General features: G+C 66.5%; 21 protein-coding genes and 1 pseudogene. 12 read left to right on the top strand and 10 right to left on the bottom strand.

The window, feature by feature from the left end; translation table 11 throughout:
- Positions 1 to 396: 396 nt before the first annotated feature.
- A complete protein-coding gene (locus ACL03I_RS30880; RefSeq protein WP_355078202.1) occupies positions 397 to 810 on the bottom strand; it encodes a DUF302 domain-containing protein in 414 nt (137 codons plus the stop codon).
- Between the two features lie 31 nt (positions 811 to 841).
- On the bottom strand, positions 842 to 1,111 hold the full coding sequence (locus ACL03I_RS30875; protein ID WP_412807599.1) for a metal-sensitive transcriptional regulator: 270 nt from the start codon (positions 1,109 to 1,111) through the stop codon (positions 842 to 844).
- 290 nt (positions 1,112 to 1,401) lie between these two features.
- On the opposite strand from ACL03I_RS30875, the pseudogene ACL03I_RS30870 reads away from it, so the two are divergent.
- Positions 1,402 to 1,744, top strand: a pseudogene (locus tag ACL03I_RS30870) (putative PEP-binding protein); the annotation flags it as partial.
- Here ACL03I_RS30870 and ACL03I_RS30865 read toward each other — a convergent pair.
- From ACL03I_RS30865 to ACL03I_RS30855, 3 genes are read right to left on the bottom strand one after another with little or no spacing between them, the layout of a single operon-like run.
- Positions 1,722 to 2,621, bottom strand: coding sequence for a universal stress protein (locus ACL03I_RS30865; protein ID WP_412807598.1), 900 nt, complete (start codon positions 2,619 to 2,621; stop codon positions 1,722 to 1,724). The pseudogene ACL03I_RS30870 and the gene ACL03I_RS30865 sit on opposite strands and share 23 nt — an antisense overlap.
- A gap of 25 nt (positions 2,622 to 2,646) precedes the next feature.
- The gene (locus ACL03I_RS30860; protein ID WP_452492558.1) at positions 2,647 to 3,249 is read right to left on the bottom strand and encodes an Rv1733c family protein; all 603 of its coding nucleotides are present in this window, start codon (positions 3,247 to 3,249) and stop codon (positions 2,647 to 2,649) included.
- Between the two features lie 29 nt (positions 3,250 to 3,278).
- Positions 3,279 to 4,268 (bottom strand): Acg family FMN-binding oxidoreductase, encoded by a 990-nt coding sequence (locus ACL03I_RS30855; protein WP_412807596.1) that lies wholly within the window; start codon positions 4,266 to 4,268, stop codon positions 3,279 to 3,281.
- A gap of 399 nt (positions 4,269 to 4,667) precedes the next feature.
- Between ACL03I_RS30855 and ACL03I_RS30850 the strand changes: the two genes are divergently transcribed.
- Positions 4,668 to 6,461 (top strand): AMP-dependent synthetase/ligase, encoded by a 1,794-nt coding sequence (locus ACL03I_RS30850; RefSeq protein WP_412807595.1) that lies wholly within the window; start codon positions 4,668 to 4,670, stop codon positions 6,459 to 6,461.
- Positions 6,462 to 6,556: 95 nt separating this feature from the next.
- Positions 6,557 to 6,985, top strand: coding sequence for a hypothetical protein (locus ACL03I_RS30845; protein ID WP_355078181.1), 429 nt, complete (start codon positions 6,557 to 6,559; stop codon positions 6,983 to 6,985).
- Between the two features lie 112 nt (positions 6,986 to 7,097).
- Here the strand turns inward: ACL03I_RS30845 and ACL03I_RS30840 are convergent, their stop codons facing one another.
- Entirely contained in the window at positions 7,098 to 7,223 is a 126-nt protein-coding gene (locus ACL03I_RS30840) for an Rv1535 domain-containing protein (RefSeq protein ID WP_364425270.1), read from the bottom strand.
- 66 nt (positions 7,224 to 7,289) lie between these two features.
- On the opposite strand from ACL03I_RS30840, the gene ACL03I_RS30835 reads away from it, so the two are divergent.
- Positions 7,290 to 7,556 (top strand): hypothetical protein, encoded by a 267-nt coding sequence (locus ACL03I_RS30835; protein ID WP_355078183.1) that lies wholly within the window; start codon positions 7,290 to 7,292, stop codon positions 7,554 to 7,556.
- Positions 7,557 to 7,604: 48 nt separating this feature from the next.
- On the opposite strand, the gene ACL03I_RS30830 is transcribed toward ACL03I_RS30835, so the two are convergent.
- Entirely contained in the window at positions 7,605 to 9,482 is a 1,878-nt protein-coding gene (locus tag ACL03I_RS30830) for a glycosyl hydrolase 53 family protein (protein WP_412807594.1), read from the bottom strand.
- 77 nt (positions 9,483 to 9,559) lie between these two features.
- On the opposite strand from ACL03I_RS30830, the gene ACL03I_RS30825 reads away from it, so the two are divergent.
- The 6 genes from ACL03I_RS30825 to ACL03I_RS30800 all read left to right on the top strand — a co-directional run bounded on the left by ACL03I_RS30825 (position 9,560) and on the right by ACL03I_RS30800 (position 15,757).
- A complete protein-coding gene (locus ACL03I_RS30825) occupies positions 9,560 to 10,492 on the top strand; it encodes a helix-turn-helix transcriptional regulator (protein ID WP_412807593.1) in 933 nt (310 codons plus the stop codon).
- A gap of 192 nt (positions 10,493 to 10,684) precedes the next feature.
- A complete protein-coding gene (locus ACL03I_RS30820; RefSeq protein ID WP_355078186.1) occupies positions 10,685 to 11,302 on the top strand; it encodes a TetR/AcrR family transcriptional regulator in 618 nt (205 codons plus the stop codon).
- A gap of 214 nt (positions 11,303 to 11,516) precedes the next feature.
- Complete coding sequence (locus ACL03I_RS30815; RefSeq protein ID WP_412807592.1) at positions 11,517 to 13,235, top strand: CocE/NonD family hydrolase; 1,719 nt, start codon at positions 11,517 to 11,519, stop codon at positions 13,233 to 13,235.
- 309 nt (positions 13,236 to 13,544) lie between these two features.
- On the top strand, positions 13,545 to 13,901 hold the full coding sequence (locus ACL03I_RS30810; RefSeq protein WP_355078188.1) for a DoxX family protein: 357 nt from the start codon (positions 13,545 to 13,547) through the stop codon (positions 13,899 to 13,901).
- A gap of 181 nt (positions 13,902 to 14,082) precedes the next feature.
- A complete protein-coding gene (locus tag ACL03I_RS30805; RefSeq protein WP_412807591.1) occupies positions 14,083 to 14,973 on the top strand; it encodes a fumarylacetoacetate hydrolase family protein in 891 nt (296 codons plus the stop codon).
- Between the two features lie 34 nt (positions 14,974 to 15,007).
- On the top strand, positions 15,008 to 15,757 hold the full coding sequence (locus ACL03I_RS30800; RefSeq protein WP_412807590.1) for an IclR family transcriptional regulator: 750 nt from the start codon (positions 15,008 to 15,010) through the stop codon (positions 15,755 to 15,757).
- A 210-nt stretch (positions 15,758 to 15,967) separates the two neighbouring features.
- Here the strand turns inward: ACL03I_RS30800 and ACL03I_RS30795 are convergent, their stop codons facing one another.
- Positions 15,968 to 16,327 (bottom strand): nuclear transport factor 2 family protein, encoded by a 360-nt coding sequence (locus ACL03I_RS30795; RefSeq protein WP_412807589.1) that lies wholly within the window; start codon positions 16,325 to 16,327, stop codon positions 15,968 to 15,970.
- Positions 16,328 to 16,488: 161 nt separating this feature from the next.
- On the opposite strand from ACL03I_RS30795, the gene ACL03I_RS30790 reads away from it, so the two are divergent.
- Positions 16,489 to 17,169, top strand: coding sequence for a class II aldolase/adducin family protein (locus ACL03I_RS30790; protein ID WP_412807588.1), 681 nt, complete (start codon positions 16,489 to 16,491; stop codon positions 17,167 to 17,169).
- Between the two features lie 164 nt (positions 17,170 to 17,333).
- Here ACL03I_RS30790 and ACL03I_RS30785 read toward each other — a convergent pair whose 3' ends face one another.
- A complete protein-coding gene (locus tag ACL03I_RS30785; protein ID WP_412807587.1) occupies positions 17,334 to 17,813 on the bottom strand; it encodes an SRPBCC family protein in 480 nt (159 codons plus the stop codon).
- Positions 17,810 to 18,703 (bottom strand): NAD(P)-dependent oxidoreductase, encoded by an 894-nt coding sequence (locus ACL03I_RS30780; RefSeq protein ID WP_355078194.1) that lies wholly within the window; start codon positions 18,701 to 18,703, stop codon positions 17,810 to 17,812. The genes ACL03I_RS30785 and ACL03I_RS30780 overlap by 4 nt, the downstream gene beginning before the upstream one ends.
- Positions 18,704 to 18,842: 139 nt before the next feature.
- On the opposite strand from ACL03I_RS30780, the gene ACL03I_RS30775 reads away from it, so the two are divergent.
- The gene (locus ACL03I_RS30775) at positions 18,843 to 19,586 is read left to right on the top strand and encodes a GntR family transcriptional regulator (RefSeq protein ID WP_355078195.1); all 744 of its coding nucleotides are present in this window, start codon (positions 18,843 to 18,845) and stop codon (positions 19,584 to 19,586) included.
- The last annotated feature ends 299 nt before the right edge of the window (positions 19,587 to 19,885 follow it).

Here is a 19,885-nt window from a genome sequence, read left to right as displayed (position 1 = left end):
CAGGAGCCGGTACGCGGCGGCGACACCGTCACCGCCGGCGCCCGTGTTCACCTCCAGCACCCCCCTGGTCCCAGGGGTAGTATCTGCGAGTCCGGCGCGAGCCTGCTCGAACTCATGGCGAAGTCCGGCACCGCAAGGCCGAGAACCTGCGCCGCTACTTCAAACCGTCCCCCAAGCCATGCGCGAGCTGACCTCGATCCTGAGGCCGGGAGCCGACCGCCGCCGCTGAGCAGCAGCTTCGCCATATCCGTTGGTTTTTCGACGGTTACTACCGGGACCCCTGTCCGAGCCCGTCGCGGCAGCCGTCCCACGCGCGGCGGAGGCGGTTGTGCGGGAAGCGCGACGAACCGAACAGAGGTGACCTGGTTCTAGCGGGACGCGGGACCGACCGCGCAGTCAGACACCACGGCTCGCGGAGTTCAGGGAGTCGATGGCCGCCTGCAGTTTGGCGGCAGCCCGAGTGGCGATGGGTTGCAACGCCGGTTCGTTCGACACCTGAACCATCAGTCGCGGATTCATCGCTTCCACGATGACCTCACTGTCGGAGTCGGGGTTGCGGCGCACGACGACATTACAGGGCAGCAGGAGCCCGATCTGCCGATCGATGCCGACCGCTTCGTGCGCCAGGGGCGGATTGCAGGCCCCGAGGATGAGGTAATCCTCCATGTGCGCGTCGAGTTTGGCTTCGAGTGTGGCTCGCACGTCGATCTCGGTCAGAACGCCGAATCCCTGCTCGCTCAGAGCGGCCCGGGTCCGGTCGACGGCATCGCCGAAATCGGTGTGCAAAGTGGTGGACAGTCCCAGGTTCATCATGCGGTCCTTCCGTGCGGAGCGATCGTAGTCAGGCCAGAGCGAGGAACAGCTTCTCCAGCTCTTCGACGGTCATCGGCTGCTGACCGTCGCCGGAGCTCCCGCTCAGGCATTCGCGTAATCCGGTCGCGACGATCTTGAATCCGGCGCGGTCGAGCGCGCGAGAGACTGCGGCGAGCTGGGTGACCACGTCTTTGCAGTCCCGGCCCTGCTCGATCATGGCGATGACGCCGGCGAATTGACCGTGTGCGCGCCGCAGCCTGTTGAGTGTTTCGGTGATAGCGGTTTCGTCGCCGACCATGGGTGCGCCCTTTCTCTTTCAGTGCCAGTTCATAATACCCCTAGGGGTATCCATCGGATCGTCGTGATGCATACCCCCTTGCGTATAGTGATTGATGTGTAATATACCCCCTTGGGTATTGGAGCCTAGCGATAGGAGGATCTCGTGGCCGATATCGCCCTGTATGTGGACCCTGTATGCCCATTCGCCTGAGTGGCCGCACAGTGGCTGCTCGACAGCGCTGCCGACGAGCATGTGGTGACCTTGCGGCAGATGAGTCTGGCCGTGCCGTGGACAAGAAACGTCTCATGATCGGCGGCAACGACCTCACCCAGCTGATGCACGGCGTGGACCGCGACTCCGCCACCTGCGCCGAGCTGTTCGACGAATCCGATCCCGCCTCGACGCGATCGGCAGGATCGTCGAGACGGCGCGACGGCTGAAGATCACCGCTTCGCTGTGTGAGCAGGCCCCTCGACACGCCCCGAATTCGCCGAACACCTGGTACGGATGGGCATCACCTCGATCTCGGTGACGCCGGACGCGGTGCCCGCGGCCCGTCGGGCGATCGCCGCCGCCGAACGGCGCGTGCTGCTCGAGCAGGCGCTCTCGGTGCGAAACGACGCCCGCGTCAGCTCTGACGCACCACGATGACGGGGCACTCCGACGTATGCAGCAACGCCGCGCTGGTGGAACCGAGCAGCATGCCGGTGAACCCGCCGCGGCCGTGGCTACCCACCACGAGCAATTGGGCCTCGTCCGATTGATCGACGAGAGAACGAACCGGCCGGTCACGCACCAGCACACGCCGCACCGGCACCTCCGGGTAGCGCTCGCCGAATCCGGCGAGATTCTCGGCGAGCAACGCGTCCTCCCGTTCCCCCACCGCATCCCAGCCGGGCACGAGATCGATACCGCTCGAATCGCTCCACGCGTGCAGCGCGATCAGCCCGACCTTACGTCGCGCGGCCTCCTCGAAGGCGACTTCGATAGCGGGCACGCTGTTGTCGGTTCCGTCCACCCCGACCAGCACGGGCTTTCCCGCGGAGAAGGCGTCGGTCGCCGAAGTCGAGCGCACGACCGCGACCGGGCAGTGTGCGTGCCGCGTCATCGCCGTGCTCACCGATCCGAGCAACTCGCGCCGATACGCACCGAGCCCGCGGCTGCCGACGACAAGCATTCTCGCGTGCTCGGACCGGGCCAGTAGGTCCGGGATTATCGGCTCGAGCGTCGACTCGGTACTGATCGCCAGCGCCTCCCCCGTTGCCGTGGTCCTGGCGACGCGGGCAGCCTCGGTGAGCACCCGTTCCCCGTCCTTGCGCAGCCATTCGATATCGGATTCGGTCAGTGTTGCGCCGAGGCCGAACCCGGGCGGCACAGCGACGGACGTCACGATGTGCAGTCGGGAACGATGCAGGGCGGCGTCGGCCGCGGCCCACGCCGCAGCGTGATACGAGCTGGCCGAACCATCGACGGCGACGACGATCGGCCGATCCGGCGGTTCCACGTGCGCGGTCGAGTTCTCCGTCATGGCGCTCTCCTCGATCCCAGGTCCGTCATTCCATGTCCGTTCCGATCGGTCCGCTCAGACGCCGCCATTCGGCCGCCAAGCGAGCGCCACGCATTCGGTCGAGCAACCGTGCGGTAGATGAAGCCGAAACCATCGCACCGAAACACATTCCGACAAAGGTGACCGAGCCGAGCGCGACTCCGGCCCACAGCGCGTCCGAGTACGGCCGCGGCGGTGTGGTTGTCTTCCCGGCCGAATCGAACCACACCGTGACGTGGCTGCCGGGTTCCGCCGCGCCGGGGACCGGGACGGTCGCGCTGCCTTCGCGGCCGTCCCGGCTCCACCGCACCGGCGCTTGGAACCGTGCCCGTGCGTCGTCCTGTCCAGCGACTGTCAGCACCGGTTCCGGTGCGCCTGCCACAGTCGCCGTCACGGCCACCTTGGCGGAGTTCTCCACCCGGATCCGCTGCGCAGCCTTCGTGCTGCCTGCCGTGCCCGCGACGACGGCGAGCGGCACGGCGATCAGCACTGCCATCGCGGCGAACAGCCGCACCAGTGCCTCCCACCGGTCCGAAGCGCGCATCAGTGGATTGCCGTTCCACGGCCGGCATCGCCACAGGCGAACCGTCCGCGACGGATACCGCGCCACCTTGGATCACCCCTCCGGGGCACGCCTCGTCATGAACCCGAACGATCCAGCGGATGCACCACCTCGTCGAGCGGGCGGCGCGGCGTGGGCGGGACCGGATCCGCGCTCGGAACCGCCCAACCGATCCGCACGATCATCTGCGGATGCGCGCTGTCGTCGAGAACGTGGGCACGGATGCGTTCCCTGGTGTCGGCCAACTCCATCGGCTCCGTCAATGGGCAAGTGGCCAGCCCGAGCGACGTGGCGGTCAACAGCACCGCGCTCGTGGCCTCACCGGCCCGCAGCTGGGACAACCGATCGTCACTGCTGGTGCTCAGCAGGATCATCCGGTCGGCGGCATCGATGTCACGCACCACCGCCTGCGGCAATCCCGGGTTCGAGAACGGACGCACCGTGGGGTCGGCCTCGGTCGACACCGCGTTGCGCGCCGGCACCCCTTGCGGCGCCGCGTGCCTGCCGCTCCACTGGGCGAGTTCGGCGCCGTACGAGACGTCACGGGCGTGCTGCCAGGCCGCCTGTTCGAACGCTCGCAGCAGCTGGGTCCGCGCCGGTTCGGCCTCGACATCGCGCACGAGCACTCCGGTCGCCACCCCGGCGGCGACAATGGCCTCGATATACGCGGGCGGCACCTCCCACGAGCTGAAGCGGCGGCGATCCGTGCTGCGTTTGCCGATGGCGCGCGCCAACTCGACGTGCTCGGGCGTGCATGTGGTCGGACGGAATTCCACGACGGCGAGATGCTCGGGCGCGGCAGGGTTCGGTAGCCGATGGATCACCGACTCCCACCCCTCCGCACGAGCGGCGACGCGCAGATGATGCAACGCCGCACCACAACTCAGCAGCAGGTCACGTCCGTCAGGGTCCGTGTGCGGGAGTCTTCGGCTCTCGTCGGCGTACAGGTGGACGGTCTCGCGCCCCAGCCGCCACCGCCAGGGCTGGGTGTTGTGCACCGATGGCGCACGAGATGCCAACGCCAACGCGGATCGAAGTGTCTCGGAATCGGGGTGTGTTCTCGGCATCGCTTGCCTCTCATCGAGATTCGTCCGGCAGGCGCGAAACCCGGAGCCGCGGCCTCGCCACCGTCCAGGACGAACTCTGAGCCGGTCCGGCAAGTGGCCTCGGTGACCAGGAACCGGTAGGCCCGCTTTCGCCTGGATTCAGCATCGCGCGAACCAGTGGCGCAGGTGACGGCCGAAGGTCACCGAACAACGGGCACTCTGGCACGTCACCGGCTACCCAGAACCTGGGCGTGCGGCGTCGTGGGCCTACCACTCAGCACTGAAGAGGACCTATGTCCTTACGCGCGACTGCCAACGTCCATCGCCGCATCGATGCGCCGCGGACCATACTCGGTAGTGCGCGGCTCACCTAGGTCGAGCGCATCGTGCGCCCTCCGGCAGCGCCGAGGAGGACCGATCATGCGGGAATTCGGACTGCCGGCTCTGTACCAGGTGCCCGCCGAGGCGAACCTCACCGACTTGATCGAACGTAACGCCGAGCGGTACCCCGATCTGACCGTCATCTCCCGCAAGGTAGGCGGCCGCTGGCAGGATGTGACCGCCGCCCAGTTCCGCGCCGCGGCGTGGGCGACGGCGAAAGGACTGATCGCCAACGGCATCCAGGCAGGCGATCGCGTGGCCATCATGTCCCGCACGCGGTACGAGTGGACGTTGCTGGACTTCGCGATCTGGTACGCGGGCGCGATTTCGGTCCCCGTCTATGAAACTTCTTCGTCCGAACAAGTGCAGTGGATCGTGTCCGACTCCGGCGCGTCCGCCATCGTCACAGAGACCGATCACCACACGGCCGTGGTCGCCGCAGTACGCGACCAATTGCCGAAATTGACGCACAGCTGGCAGATCGAGGCCGACGCCACAGCGAACCTGACGGCGGAGGGCGCACGGATCAGCGACGCCACCGTCGTGGAGCGCCGGGCCGCCGTAGCGGCCGACGTGCCTGCGACGATCGTGTACACCTCCGGTACCACCGGCCGCCCGAAAGGGTGTCAGCTGACCCACGGCAACTTCCTCGCCGAACTCGGCAACATCACCGCCCGGATGCCGACGCTGTTCCGCACCGGAGAGTCCTCGGTGCTGTTGTTCCTGCCGCTGGCACATGTGCTCGGCCGAATCGCCGAAGTCGCGGCGGCCTACGTCCCGGTCGACATCGCGAACGTCAGCGATGTCAAAGATGTCACCGCCGAACTCGGCGCATTCCGGCCGACGTTGATCCTGGGCGTGCCACGAGTCTTCGAGAAGGTGTACAACACCGCACGCGCTCGAGCGGAACTCGCCCACCGCGAGCGCGTCTTCGATCTGGCAGCCACGACCGCCATCGACCACGGCCGGGCCCGGGGCGCCGGGCACATACCGCTCCCGCTGCGGATCCGGCATGCGCTGTTCGACCGGCTGGTCTACCGGCGGCTGCGCGCCGCGCTGGGCGGCCGCGCCACGCACGCCATATCCGGCGGAGCGCCGCTCGGCGAACGCCTCGGCAATTTCTACCGTGGAGTGGGATTCACCGTGTTGGAGGGCTACGGGCTGACCGAGACATGCGCGGCCGCCACGTTCAATCCGGACGACCGGCCGAAGATAGGCACGGTCGGCCAACCGCTCCCGGGCTCCTCGATCCGGATCGATGAGGACGGCGAGATCCTGCTGCGCGGACCGAACGTGTTCACCGGGTATTGGAACAATCCGCGTGCCACCGCCGAGTCGTTCCGCGACGGTTGGTTCGCCACAGGCGACCTCGGCACTCTCGATGACGACGGGTACCTCACCATCATCGGGCGCAAGAAGGAGATCATCGTGACCGCCGCCGGTAAGAACGTGGCTCCCGCGGTGATCGAAGACCGCATCCGCGCCCACGCCATCATCGGTGAGGTGATCGTCGTAGGCGACGGCAAACCGTTCGTCGGTTGCCTGGTGACCATCGACGATGAGCACTTTCCCCTGTGGAAACAGCTGCATGACAAACCCCAGGACGCCAGTGTCGACGATCTCGCCGCGGACCCCGATCTACTGGCCGCTGTCCAGGCCGCTGTCGACGACGGCAACCGAGCCGTGTCCCGCGCCGAGGCCGTCCGCAAATTCCGCCTGCTGCACACCCAGCTGACCGAGGACAGCGGATATGTCACCCCATCGTTGAAGCTCAAACGCAACCTCGTACTCCGCGACTTCGCCGCAGAGGTCAGCGCGATATACAGCGAGTGATCGCGGACTGACGCAACACCCGCTCCAACTTCTCGCCAGAGGTAAACTTTGGTTTGCTCGTAGGTGTCCAAATGGTGAACGCAACGGAGTGACCCATGAAGATTTCCGAAGGCGTGGTGGACATGATCGCCCGGACGGCCGGCGCGACGACGGCCGCGGCAGGCGCCGTGGGCGGCGCCGCTGTCAACGGTGTGATCGGCGGCATCCAAGGGGCCGCGATCGGCGTGAAGAAGGGGCTCGGCAGCGGCAGCCACTCGACACCGGCGGCAGCACTGACTTTGGTGGCGATCGGTGCCACGGGCCTGGTGGACTGGCCGGTGCTGCTGGGTGTCGGCGGCGCTACCTTGGTGGTTCAGAAGCTCGGGCAGCGATCGGGCAGGCTGCCGCCGCCCGAGGCCGGCGATCGCGCCGGGCGCCCCGAGCCGCACGCGCAGAGCGGCCAGTCCGCCCGTCGAGACGACGAGCGTGCGATTCCCGCGCCGGAGAGCGCGGGCCGGACGCAGCGCTCGCCGAGCATGCATTAGTCGTCGCACGTGGACCTGCGGTACGCCCCGGTGGGTCGGCGGCAGGCGTTGTCGACCGCTGTCGCCGACATGCCCCGTGGCTGTTCGCCGCGGGCGGTCGGCAACGGAGTGATCAGTCGACGATCTCGACGACCCCGAGGCGCCACAGCACTGCGTACAGCTCACGCAACGGCACGGCCAGAACCTGCGTCAGCGCGCCCGTCAGCTGATCCGAGCCGCCGCCTGCACCATTTGTCATCACACTGGACACCGTGCGGATGCCAGGCATCGACCTATCCAACACACTCTTACCGGAAGGTAAAAAATGGCCGAAAAATCGCATACCGGCCACCGGAATGCCGTAGATCGCGTGCTGGCCGCGCAGGGTTTCGCGGTGGAACTGCCGGTAGTGGGCCGGGTCCGCATCCCTCGACCCGAACAGTTGGCGTACTACGGTGCACTCGGCGCGCTGGCTGCGGCGGAGATCATCGAATGGCCCGTTGCGGTGGTCCTCGCGGCCGGTCACTGGCTGGCGCAGGACCAGCACAATCGCGTCGCTCACCAAATCGGCGAAGCCCTCGAAGAGGCCTAGATCCAGCGCTCGGGCCCGGGGCTGTCCGGTCGAGCGTGGCGTACGGCACTAACGTGGCCCGGCGGCTTCGGCTATGAGTGTGTTGGCCCTCGACCCCGGATTCTCCTTGAAGGCCGAGAGCGCAGGAAGAGGGCGCCAATCGGCGTCGAAGAGGGCGTGGGCGCGAAAGTAGTCGACGGACCGCTCGACGCTGTCGTCGATGAAACATGCTCCCCACCAGAACAGTCCGCATCCTGTCGACAGGTCTCCAATGGTTCGCAGAGCGGATCTGAGGTATTCGTGCTGCCCGCGCGCGTCGAAGGAGAACTCCCGCTCGATGTCGGTGTAGGTACGGTCGTTCCCCGCGATCGGTCTGAAGGGATACGCAGTCTCGCCGATCAACACGCTCTTGTGCGGTCGCGATGCGCAGAGGGATTCGATTCGGCGCAGCCGCGAAATCGTAGCGTCGTGATGTGCCAGTGGATAGAACGACAGCGACACGGCGTCGTAGTCGACGTCGAAATGGTCCGCGTACCGCAACCACCACTCGGCGCCCTCGACGTCGGCGCCGCGGTCGAGATGAACAGAGATGAGGGTGGAATCGGCGGTTTCCCGCACGCCCATCGTCGCCGCGCGCAAGAGTTCGGACAGAATCACCCATTGATCGGCTGAATTCCAGTCGCTCTCGACGCTGTCTTCCGGGTGTAGCCGCGCGCCGCTGCGTGGATCCTGGCCCGGCTCCGCCCACAACATCCCGTTGGTGATTTCGTTGCCGACTTGCACCATGGCCGGCTGGATGTCATGACGGCGGAACTCGGTGAGGGTGTGTGCGGTGTAGCGGCGAACTTCCTCGATCAGCGTCCGGATCGGCAGCGATGCCCACGCCCGTGGCTTGCACTGTTTACCCGGATCCGCCCAGGTGTCGGAATAGTGCAGAGTGAGACATATCGCGAGTCCGGCGGATCGAGCGGCCTGAGCCAAGCCGATGGCGTGCTCGAGGTTCATCGGCGAGTTGTCGTCGACCCATACGCTCAGGCGAACGCTGTTCACTCCGTGGTCGGCGAGTGTCGTCGCGACCTCGTACGCGCGCCCACCCGGGCAGTGCGACAAGTCGACTCCGTGAAAGAAGTCGGTGACGTGCCGGGATGGTCGTCGTGCGGCGAAATCGCCAGTGTGCCGGGCCGACTCGGCTCGAATGTTCGTGTAGCCGCCCGATCCGTATCCTCCGTCGGCGAAGTCCAGCCCGAGAAGCAGCCGACAGTAGAATCTGGCTCTGGGATGGCGGCTGTTCCCGATACTGGATTCCGCTCCGGTATGGCGTACGACATCGGGAACGAGGCGGTAGGCGTCGAGCCGCACATGCGCCGCGGCCGGATTGATGGGCAGTTTCCAGAAGTAAGGGAACGCATCGTGTCGCTGTACGGACTCCGCATGGGCGTACATCTGGAAGTCGAGCGGATCCTTGAGTGGAGTCATGATCTGCAGGAGTTTGACCGCACCCGCGAGTCCGACGAGATACCCCTCGGTACCGGCCCCGCCGATCAGGTCAGCGTAGGAGAACCTGCCGCTGGTCGAACGAATCCGGCCCGGTGTGGCCCTGCTGCTCAGAAAGACGAGATCACAGTCCGGAGGGAGTCCCCACTCGTCGACGTCGTGGGGTAGCGGAGAGATCAGCTCGGCGTCGTCCTCGAGCACGATCGCCCACGGAATCCTGTGGTCGACGATATGGCGCCAGAGCCTGATATGACTGATCCCGCAGGCAGCCTCCAGCGACGCCCAGCGGCCGAAGTCCTGGACAACTTCGCCCTGCTCCGGATGATCGAAATCCAGCGTCCGCCCGTCGGTGGCAGGCCACCGCTCGAAGAGCATCCCGTGGCGCGCCAGATTCTCGGAGATCACGGTCAGTCGCTCGGTGTCACGATCGAGATTGACGACAAATGTTCGCATACATTCCCCCGGCAAACTTGCGCGCGCTTCCGGTGCAGCGTGCTTCCTGGTCCGCTTCCCGGGCGAACCATCCTTCGATGCGGCCGACGCCGTGTCGATCCAAAGGGACGGTCCGCCGGATACTTACGGAGACCAACGATAATTTCGGTGCTCCAAGGCGGATATACGAAGAACTTCGTATATCGTTCTCAGCTCGAGCCGATCTCCGGGAACCGGTGCTGCACAATGCTGGAATGGACGCTGTGCCAGGGGGAGACGCCAAACGCATCCACGATCTCGCATTGCAGATCATCACCGAGAAGGAGCCGGTGCGGGTCTGGCCGCTGCTGATGGAACGCTTGACCGCCGATCTACCGTGCGACTTGGCGGTTCTCATCGACCTGAACTGGCGGGCAGGAACCGGCCATGCGCTCACCGGATCGCCGGACTGGCTACACGAGGCACCGCTCGACGCACTGATCCACGCGCATATGCGGTCTCACCCCCTGCTTCGGCATTATGCGCTGACGCGAGACAAAACCCCGCTGACGATGGATGAGGTAGCCGACGATCGCTGGTGGAAGGGTGAGGCATACCGGGCAGGAAAGGATGCCATCGGCATCGACCGCCAGCTGGCGTTGCCGTTGAGTTCCGAACCCGGCCGGATCCGCGGCGTCATCATGAGCCGCAGCGGTGGCGGGTTCAGCGACCGGGATCTCGAATACGCCGTGCTCGCCAGGTCGCTGCTCGACACGGTCGAAGCGCACGAGGCGGCAGCCTTCGCACACCACACGATGCGCGCGGATCCCGCGGAGTACAAGATCACTCCCCGGGAGTCGGCGGTGCTCGCGCTCCTGTGCGACGGCCTTACCGCGCATGCCATCGGCACCCGACTCGGGATCAAGGCGGCGACGGTGACGAAACATACCGAGAACCTCTACCGCAAGCTCGGTGTGCACGATCGCATCGCAGCGCTGCGAAAGGCCCAAGCCCTCAACCTTATTCCCCCTACGCCGGGACAGCAGCGATAGCGGTAGGACACCCTTCGAAGGCCGTCGCGGCCATACGGGTCACTTTCTCTCGCGGTGCTCGGACGGCTGTGGGGAGCCTCCCTCGGGACCGGGAGCTGAATTGCCCGGTAGGCTGAAACAGATTTCAGTGTGTGTGGAAACTTGGTCGCACGCAGTCGGGAAGTGCGGAACCGGCAGAGGAGACGGTGGAACATGGTGGCACGAGCGGGGCGGGGGCCTCGGGGCGAACGTGGCGCGCAGGCGGACCGCATCCTCGCAACGGCGCGTAAGTCCTTCGCCGAGCGAGGTTACAGCGGAACCTCGTTGCGAGCCGTGGCGAAGGCAGCCGAAGTGGACCCCACCCTGGTGAACTACTACTTCTCCAACAAGATGGGACTGCTGAAGGCGGCGCTGGAGCCGCCGGAATCCTTTGGTGCGGCAATCGGGGAGGCCGCTCGAGTGCCACTGGAGGAGCGCGGACGAGCCTTTGTCGAGGCGGCGCTGCGCATGTGGGACGATCCGGCCACCTCGGAGATTCTGCGGTCGATCATCCTCGCCGCGAGTCACGAGCCCTTCGCCATGGAGCGCCTCCGCGCCGTCTTCTCCGATCTTGTCTTGCAGGTGGTGTCGGCGAGCCTTCCCGACGACGAGGCCGGCCTGCGGGCGGACTTGGTGGCCACTCAGATCGTGGGACTGGCCATGACGCGTTACGTCTGGGCCCTCGACAGCATCGCCGATCTGCACACGGAGCAGGTCGTCCGCCTGATCGGGCCGACCGTGCAGCACTACCTCACCGGTCCCCTGGGCGTGGATGTTTCGGAGACCGTCTGAGCGGCGGATGACCCCGCAGGGATGAGTCGGTCGGCGCCGCGGTCGAGTACGCCGGCGGCCGCACCATGCTCATCACCGTTCGCCCCGCCGAGCGCGGCGCGCGGGCCGCCGACGCCAGATATTTCAGCATGTATGGAAATTGCTCTTGCCTGTAGCGGGGCGCCGGGCGTACCGTGAGCCCGTTAATTTCTGTATATGTGGAAATGAGGATGCCGTGGCTCGGGTAAGAGCAGCCGGTGCGGAGCCCGGTCAGCGTCAGTTGAACGGACCGCAGACCACAGGTCGCGAGTATCGCGACCTGTCCCCCGTTCTCCACGGGACGACCCGCGAGAACAATGTGCCTGTCCTGGTCCGTGACGGCACCAGGCTGCTGGCCGACATTCACCGCCCCGACGCCGACGGGAGATTTCCCGCGCTCATCGCGGCGGCGCCCTATCCCCGCCAACTCCAGGACCTCGGCGCCCCCGCGGCGGTCATCGAGGCAGGCACCACCGACTTCTGGGTTCCACGCGGCTACGCCCATGTCATCGCCAACCTTCGTGGCACTGTGGGCTCGGACGGCACCTACACCTTTTTCGACGAGCAGGAGCGCCAGGACCTGTTCGACCTGGTCGAGTGGGTCGCCGGGCAGCCGTGGTGCGACGGCAACGTGGGCATGATCGGCATCAGCTACTACGCCATGACCCAGATGGCGGCGGCCACCCAGCGCCCACCTCATCTCGAGGCCCTGTTCCCGTTCAATGTCACGGTTCAGGCCTGGGAAGCCTCTTACCACAACGGCCTGTTGAGCCAGGCTTTCATCACCCCGTGGTTCCGTGCGCTAGGGGTCCTGTCCGCCCACGGCGACTCTCTCTACCGCAAGGGCCTGTCCCGCCTCCTGCGCAGAATTCTCGCGATTCCCGCCGTCCACCGCCGGTTCAGGCACACCGACGGCGTCCAGGCGACTCTCGGCCTGCGGTTGGTGAGCCGCTTCCGCCACGATGCCCACCCATGGGAGGCCCTGTTGAACGCGGTGGCCACCGAACATCCCACCCGGGATGCGTGGTGGGACGACCGCGACCTGACCGAACTGCTGTCCCGCGTCGACATCCCCGTCTACCTCGGCGGCGAGTGGTCCAACGTCCCCCTGCATCTACCCGGCCTCTTCCAAGCCTGGAAGGCCCTCGCCCACAACCCGCACGTGCGCATGACCATGCTCGGGGAGCACAGCTTGCCCTGGCCATGGGAGAGCATGCACATCGAGGCCCTCGCCTGGTTCGACCACTGGCTCAAGGGGCGGGACACCGGCATTCTCGAAGGCCCCGCCATCCGCTACTGGCTGCCCGGGGCCGAACGGTGGCTCACCGCCGACTCCTGGCCCCCGCCTGCGACGCACATGGCCTTGTCGCTCAACTCCGACGGCTCCCTCACCGGCGACGAGCAACCGGGCGAGCGCAGCTACGCCACGGACGGCGCGAACGCCATGCCCGCAGAACTGAGTTGGACCAGCGATCCCCTTCTCGGCGACCTCGACATGGTCGGTCACCCCGAGCTACGGCTCACCGCCACCAGCAGTGCGGCCGACACGGGATGGATCCTGCTCCTGCAAGACGTCGGACCGGACGGCAAAGCCATCGACGTCACCCAAGGCTGGCTGCGAGCCGGCATGCGCTATGTCGACGAGGACGCGAGCGCGACGGGCAGGCCCGTCCTCCCGATGAGGACGTGGGAGCCCGTCCCTGCGGGGGAGCCGGTCGACTACCGCATCCCGCTGGTGGCCAACGCCCGCCGATTCCGCCGCGGGCACCGCATCCGGCTCATCCTCACAAGCGACGACAGCCGCGAGGACTTCCGCCCCATGCTGCTGTTCAGTCACGCCCCCGTCGGCAGCCCGAGCATCAATACGGTGCACTCCAGATCACGTCTGCTCCTGCCGATCCTGGAAGGAGAGTGAACAGGGCGCCCGACAATTCGCCCCGCGCTCCCCTCGTCTACGACCGGACTCGGCAAGAGCACACCTGTCCCGGGTGGCATCTCGAGCCACCCATATCGCCTGCGGCTGGCGGCCCCGGACCTGAAGGCAGGCCCCCGCCGAACCGCTGAACGGAGCCGTCGACATCGGCGAGATCCAGATCGTCGGCGTCAGCCCCACCCCGAACCGCGGGGCTGCATTCGAGCCTCATATGAGGCAGACAGCACTCAGCTATGCCCACCGCCCTGACATCCAGGGACCAATTCTCGACATCGACAACAGGAGATCGCCATGACCGCAACAACCATCCTCGCAGCTTTGCTCGCGATCGTTCTGCTAGGGGCCGGTACAACCATGACCCTGGCCGTCAGCTTCCAACGCGACACCGCGGCGCACCTCGGATTCAGCGTCAACGCCTTCCGCGGTATCGGGGCCTTGGAGTTGCTCGGTGCGATCGGAGTACTTCTGGGGCTGACGATCCCCGCCGTCGGCGCCCTCGCCGCAGTGGGCATCGTGGCGCTGATGGTCGGCGCCGCTATCGGCCACCTCCGCGTTCGCGACCGGTTCGCGCAGCTGATCCCAGCGATAGCGATCGCTGCCGTCGCGGTCGCGTATCTGATTTTGGTTGGGCAACAGGCAGTTTCGTGAGGCGCGTACCCGACGCTGGACTACGAGCGGACCGTCGCGGCCGTTCGACGTGACGCAGCGCCCGCACTCCACCGCCATTGCGCACGGGCTCCGGAGTAGCGAGCCTGTCGAGCGGCCCGGCTTGACATCCGCCGCAAAAGTGTGTGCACTTTAGCGAGTTCTTGATTCCTAAGGGGTTTTCATGTCGTCGCGCCAGTGGTGTCTAGTCCAGTTCGTCGGGAGCAACCGAGCGCAGCCGAGTGTCGGCGTGCTCGCCGACGGCGAAGTCGGCCGGGCGCCGGAGCCGCTATCGGGTCTCACTTTGTTGGAAGTTCTCGATCGGTGGGCCGAGTTCACGCCCCTGCTCCGGAACTTCCAGCCCTCGGCGCTCGAGGTCATACCGGATGTCGAACTCGTCGCACCTCTCACCTACCCCCGCAAGGTCATCTGTGCCGGGGCGAACTACTACGGACACGCGGAGGAGATGGGCACGCACCGTCCGGATCCGGACGGTGAGCCCTTCTTCTTCCTCAAGCCACCCACCACGACGGTCCTGGGCGCGCACGACGACGTGCGTCTGCCGGAACGCGCCGACGTGGACTGGGAGGTCGAGTTGGCCGTCGTCATCGGCGCGGGCGGTCACGATATCGATGAGCGCGCGGCCCTCGATCACGTGGCGGGCTACACGGTCGCCAACGACCTGTCCGCTCGGGGACTTTTCCCGAGGAAAGACGCGGTCCTCGCACCATTCGGCTGGGACTGGTTTCAGCACAAGGCATTCGACGGGTCGTGCCCATTGGGGCCCGGACTCGTGCCCAGCTGGCAAATCGGCGATCCGCACGACCTCACGCTTCGGCTGACGGTCAACGGGGAGATCAAGCAGGAAGCGTCCACCGCCGACATGGTGATCACGGTGCCGCGGTTGATCGCCGCCGCGAGCCGCGTGCTGACCCTCGAGCCGGGTGACGTCATCCTGACCGGTACGCCGGCCGGTGTCGGCCTGCCGCGCAAGACTTTCCTCAACGCCGGCGACCTGGTCGTCAGCGAGATCGACGGCCTCGGTCGACTCGAGAACAGAATGGTCGCGGCATGACCGGGAGCGTCCATCGTCGATGAGGGCAGGGACCATGCCATCCCACGAGTCGATCTCTTCGGCCGAGAACGTGCTCACGCTCCTCGTCGCTCTGCGCGAGAACGGTAGGTTGCGCGTGGCCGACGCCGCGGAACTGCTCGCGGTGACGCCTCCCACCGCACACCGGCTGTTGTCCATCCTCAAGCGGCACCGGTTCGCCGAACAGGACCGCAAACGCGCCTACCTGCCGGGACCACGGCTGACGCAATTCCGGTGGGGCGCCGAGCCACCACACGACCTCGGCGTCCTCGGCCATCCCTATCTGGCCGACCTTTCGCGGCGGTCGGGCTGTACGACTTTCCTGGTGACTCTGGAGGGCAACGGCTGCCGGTTCATCGACGGCGTCGAGAGCAGCCGTGCCCACCGCGTCCGGAGTCGTGTCGGGCACTTGCTGCCCGCACACACCACATCGGGCGGCAAGGTGCTCCTGGCCCAGCTTCCCGACAGCGAACTGGTCGCGCTCTACCCCGACCGCCACGTCCGAATGCGTGATGGTTCGACGCGTGAGCTCGTCGCGCTCCGTCGTGAACTCGGTGTCGTCCGCAGGCAGGGTTATGCCCTCTGCCTGGAGACGAACGAGCAGTGCGTGAACGCCGTCGGCGTCCCGGTCACCACCCGGCCCGGCATGGTCATCGCCGCGGTCGTGTTGGCGTGCCCTTCGGCGGGCTCCAGCCGCAGGCACCTCGTCGACCTCGTACCCGACGTCCGGGCGACCGCGTCCGCGATCGCCGAGAACTTCGCCTGAGAGTCGGGGCTCGCCTCGCGCTGGTCACTCCAGCGTTGACGCACTCCCCCGGCCGCAGTCCTATCGGCTGACCGACCGCGGCCAGGCCTTGCGCCCCGCCATGAACCCGGCGGTCCGGACCGGCCCATAGTCGGTCGCGGCGGTGCGGTCGGCACCGGTCGGCGGCGCCTCCGGTGACGACCGCGACACGCCCTGGTCACGTCGCCTTGGTCACGCGAAAACCGGGGCCACGTCGAAGAAGACACGATAGCTATCGATCAGGCCGCTGTCACCGACAGTCCAGATCGACACCACCGGGATGGAGACCTCTCGGCCATCTTTACGCGTATAGGTGACAACCAGCTCGACGATGGTGTCGTTGCCCACGACCCACTCGTGGACGATCTCGTGGTGCATCCCACTGAGCATGCCGAAGAAGCCGACAGTGCCCGCCTCGACCGCCTCGCGGCCCTCGAGAACGGGGCCGTTGCCGAAGGTGGTCTTGCCATCATGGGCGAAAAGTCCCGCAAAGGCCTTCGAGTCGAGAGTGTCGACCGCGTGGAACACGGCGGCGGTCAAAGCGCTGGTCATAATTGGATCCTTTCGAGATGAACTGCATACACCTTGACCCGATCCAGTCACGTCCGGCCATCTCCCTGAGCACAAATTCCGCTTTGCGGAATGAACTCCCCGAAGCGTCGATTTTCGCCCCGCGCTTGGCGCTCAGGCTAAAAAGTGCATACAGTTATCCGGTGAGCTTTTCTACCACCCAACCCATCGAAGTCCAGGTTTCCGACGCGGCGCGCGCCATGGCCACCATGGGGCTGGTCGACGCGTTCGGGCATGTATCCGCCAGGGAGTTCGGCCACATGGTGATCACACCTGCCGCGGATCTCGAGACCGTCGAGGCGTCGAACTGCATCCGTGTCCTGTTGAACGCGACGTCTTTGCCACCCGGATGCCCGGCAGAGGCGTGGGCCCATTTGGCCCTCTACAACCGTTTCCCGGCGACCGGAGCGATCGCGCGGGCCCAGCCGGCGGCATCGCTGGCTGTCGGCATGCTCGCCGACCGCATCGCCCCGACCCACGGCCAGGCGTGCTGGCTGGGCGATTCCGTACCGGTGTACCCCTCCGCGCTACTGGTCCGCGAAGCCGACCGCGGCCTGCGACTCGCCGAGGCGATCGGCGCGTCGGACGCGCTCATTCTGCGCGGCAACGGCGCGATCACGATGGCAGCCGACCCCGCCACCGCAGTCGCCACCATGTCGGTGCTTGCCGCCGCGTGCACCGTCTGGCTCGAGACGAGGGACGCACCAGTCGCCGCCATGTCGGCGGAAGAGATTCGCTCATGGCAAGCCGTCAAACACGAGCTACTGCCCAGACTGGGGGCACACCTGCTGCGCAAAGCGGCGACGACGCGCGCCGCCCGATGATCCCACGCGCGTATGCCACCCAAGGCTCGACGCCGCTGAACTCCGTCGCCATGCCGACCGGACTGGATCAGGTTGCGGTGGAAGCGAATTCGGGCGTGTGCGTACCCCGACCAGGCGCACGGCCCCGCGCCGGAACGCGGGGCTCGTCGCCCACGGTCCGGACGTCAGCTTATGGGCAGCGTGACGGACGCTTCTCCACCGGCGACCCGACGGATGGCCGCGAGCGTTGCGCCGACCGCCGCTATGTACTGCGTCGTCATTTCCTCGGCGTACGCCGCCTCCTCGGGAGAACCACTCGGTAAGCCTTCGAGCACCAGCGCGAAGCTGAACCGGAGGAACAGCTCCCCCTCGTCTTCCTCGATGTCGTTGACGATCGTGCCGAGGACCGGCCCCGAGATGCGCGTGAAAATCACCCGCTGCTGCGGCTGGAGGCTGACTCGCTCGGAATAGCGGTCGCCGAACAGCTCGATCTCGCGCTCGAACGTCACGTCATCGAGGCGAGCGGTGACGAGGCAGTGGGACATGGCCGGCACGAAGGGCAGCGCGTTGTCGGCCTTCATGACCAGGCCCTGCCACACGGCGGTCCGATCGAGCGTCGGCTCGCCGGTCTCGTTGACCGGGAGGCGGTGAGTGACGTAGATCATTTGGTGACGTCCTGTGCGAGTGCGTTCTGGGCGGAGATCTGGTCGTGCACGCTGGCTATATCGAGTTCTCCCCAACCGTCGGCCAAGGCCTGGTCGAAGACCGCTTTGGCCGCCTCGAACACCGGCCGATGCTCGCCGACCTCGTGCAGGTGCGCCTCGATCTGGTCGAGGATCTCGTGCAGCGTCGCGATGGGCCCGGGAGCGGGCAGCCATGAGCGTTGCGCCATCACGGGACCTCGCTGCTCGAGCAGCGCCGAGCCCGCGATGGACGTCTCCAGGGCGCACTGGACCATCTCGAGGTCCAAGTTGTCGCGGCGGGCCAGCGCGATCGCTTCCGCGGCCGCGACCGTATGGGTCGCCACCAGCATGGAGGAGATGTACTTCAGGTGGGTGCCGGTCCCGAAGTCACCGGTTCTGACCCAGGGCCCCGAGATGGCGTCCAAGACGTCGGCGACTCGATCGATCGCCTCCGCCGCTCCGGAGGCGAAGATCCTGGCCAGCCGCGGGCCGACCATTCCGGGGCTGCCGCTGATCGGACAGTCGAGCATGGTGGCCCCGACATGCTGGAGCTGACGCATCAATGCGAGCTTGCGCGTCACCGGAATCGTGCTCATCTCGAGGTGGATCGCTCCGGGGCGCATCGTCGACAGCGTGCCCTCGGGTCCGCTGACCACGCGCTCGACGTCATCCGCGGTCGGCAGGATCGACACGATGACCTCGCACGAGGTGGCCAGTTCCGCCGGCGACGACGCGACGGTGCCGCCCGCGGCCTCGAGCTCGGGACACTCGATGCTGCGCCGGTACCCCACGACGTCGAACCCCCGGGCCAGCAAGTTCTCAGCGATCGGCAGGCCCATCTTGCCCAGTCCGATGACTCCGATAATTCTCACACTGGTCACGTCCTCACGGGTTTTCGCGCGGGGAGGGGACGCCTTCGTCGACGCCACGACTCCGAAATACTGTATGCAGTTTACGCGGCCGACATCCGAAAGAGAAGGAATATGTATACACATCGCTTACGCTAGGGGTATGAGTCGCAAAGTGCTCGTCCCGCACATCACCAGGGTGGAACTACCCGAGGCACGCCAAGCTATCCCGTATGTACACGCCTACCTGCGCGAAAGGATTCTCGACGGCACGCTGCGGCCTGGGACGAAGCTCTCTCAGGTGTCGCTGGCCGAGCAGCTCGGTGTCAGTCGCACGCCGTTGCGCGAGGTGCTGCGGATGCTGCAGGAGGAGGGCCTGGTCCAAATCGAACCGAACCAGCGCACCCGCGTCTCCATGCTCGACCCGCGTGAACTCGACGAGATCTATGCCAGCCGAGTCGTGCTCGAGTCGCTGGCCGTCGCCATGACAGTGGACAGCTTCGACGACGCCGCCCGAGATCACGCGACCGAGCAACTGGCGGCCATGCGGGTGGCCGCGGAGGAAGGTGAGACCGAGCGCTGGTTCGTCATCCACTCGGCGTTCCACCGCACGATCACCTGCGGCGCCGGTGACACCATGCAGAAGCAGTTGCGTCAACTGGCCGACCGGTGTGTCCGGTACATCCGGATCTACCAGGGTGGCGAGCCCAACAGCTGGCACAAGGCCGGCGATCATGAACACGCACAGATTCTGTCCGCGCTGGTGGAGGGCGCCAAGGCCACGGCCCAAGCCCGCATGGCGAGTCACTTGGCCCACACCGCTTTCAAAGTATTGAGCGACACCTCGCCCGACTACCAGCCGACCGCTGTGCCATTGGCCCTGGAGATGGTCGGCGTTCCGGACTGACGGGTGAGCAACCGCCGTGAAGCCAATGATCTTCGCGATGAGGTCGAGACCCGGCTCGCGCCCGTGACACCGGCAGCCCGCGCGGCGGTTGCGTAGTCACCCCGCGTCACCACTGCCGATGCTGAAGTGGTGACGCGGGGCAGCGGGGTCAGGACAGGGTGGTGACCTCCAGGTCGCCGTCGGCGTACTGGGCGCGTAGCCGCTTCTTGTCGAACTTGCCCACACTGGTCTTGGGGACCTCGGCGATGAACGTCCACCGTTCGGGCAGCTGCCATTTGGCGAACTTGTCGGCCAAGAAC

The organism is Nocardia sichangensis, from assembly GCF_047200615.1.
Lineage (GTDB): Bacteria > Actinomycetota > Actinomycetes > Mycobacteriales > Mycobacteriaceae > Nocardia > Nocardia sichangensis.
Note: the sequence above shows the minus strand (reverse complement) of the source record. Positions and strands in the feature narration are given on the sequence as shown.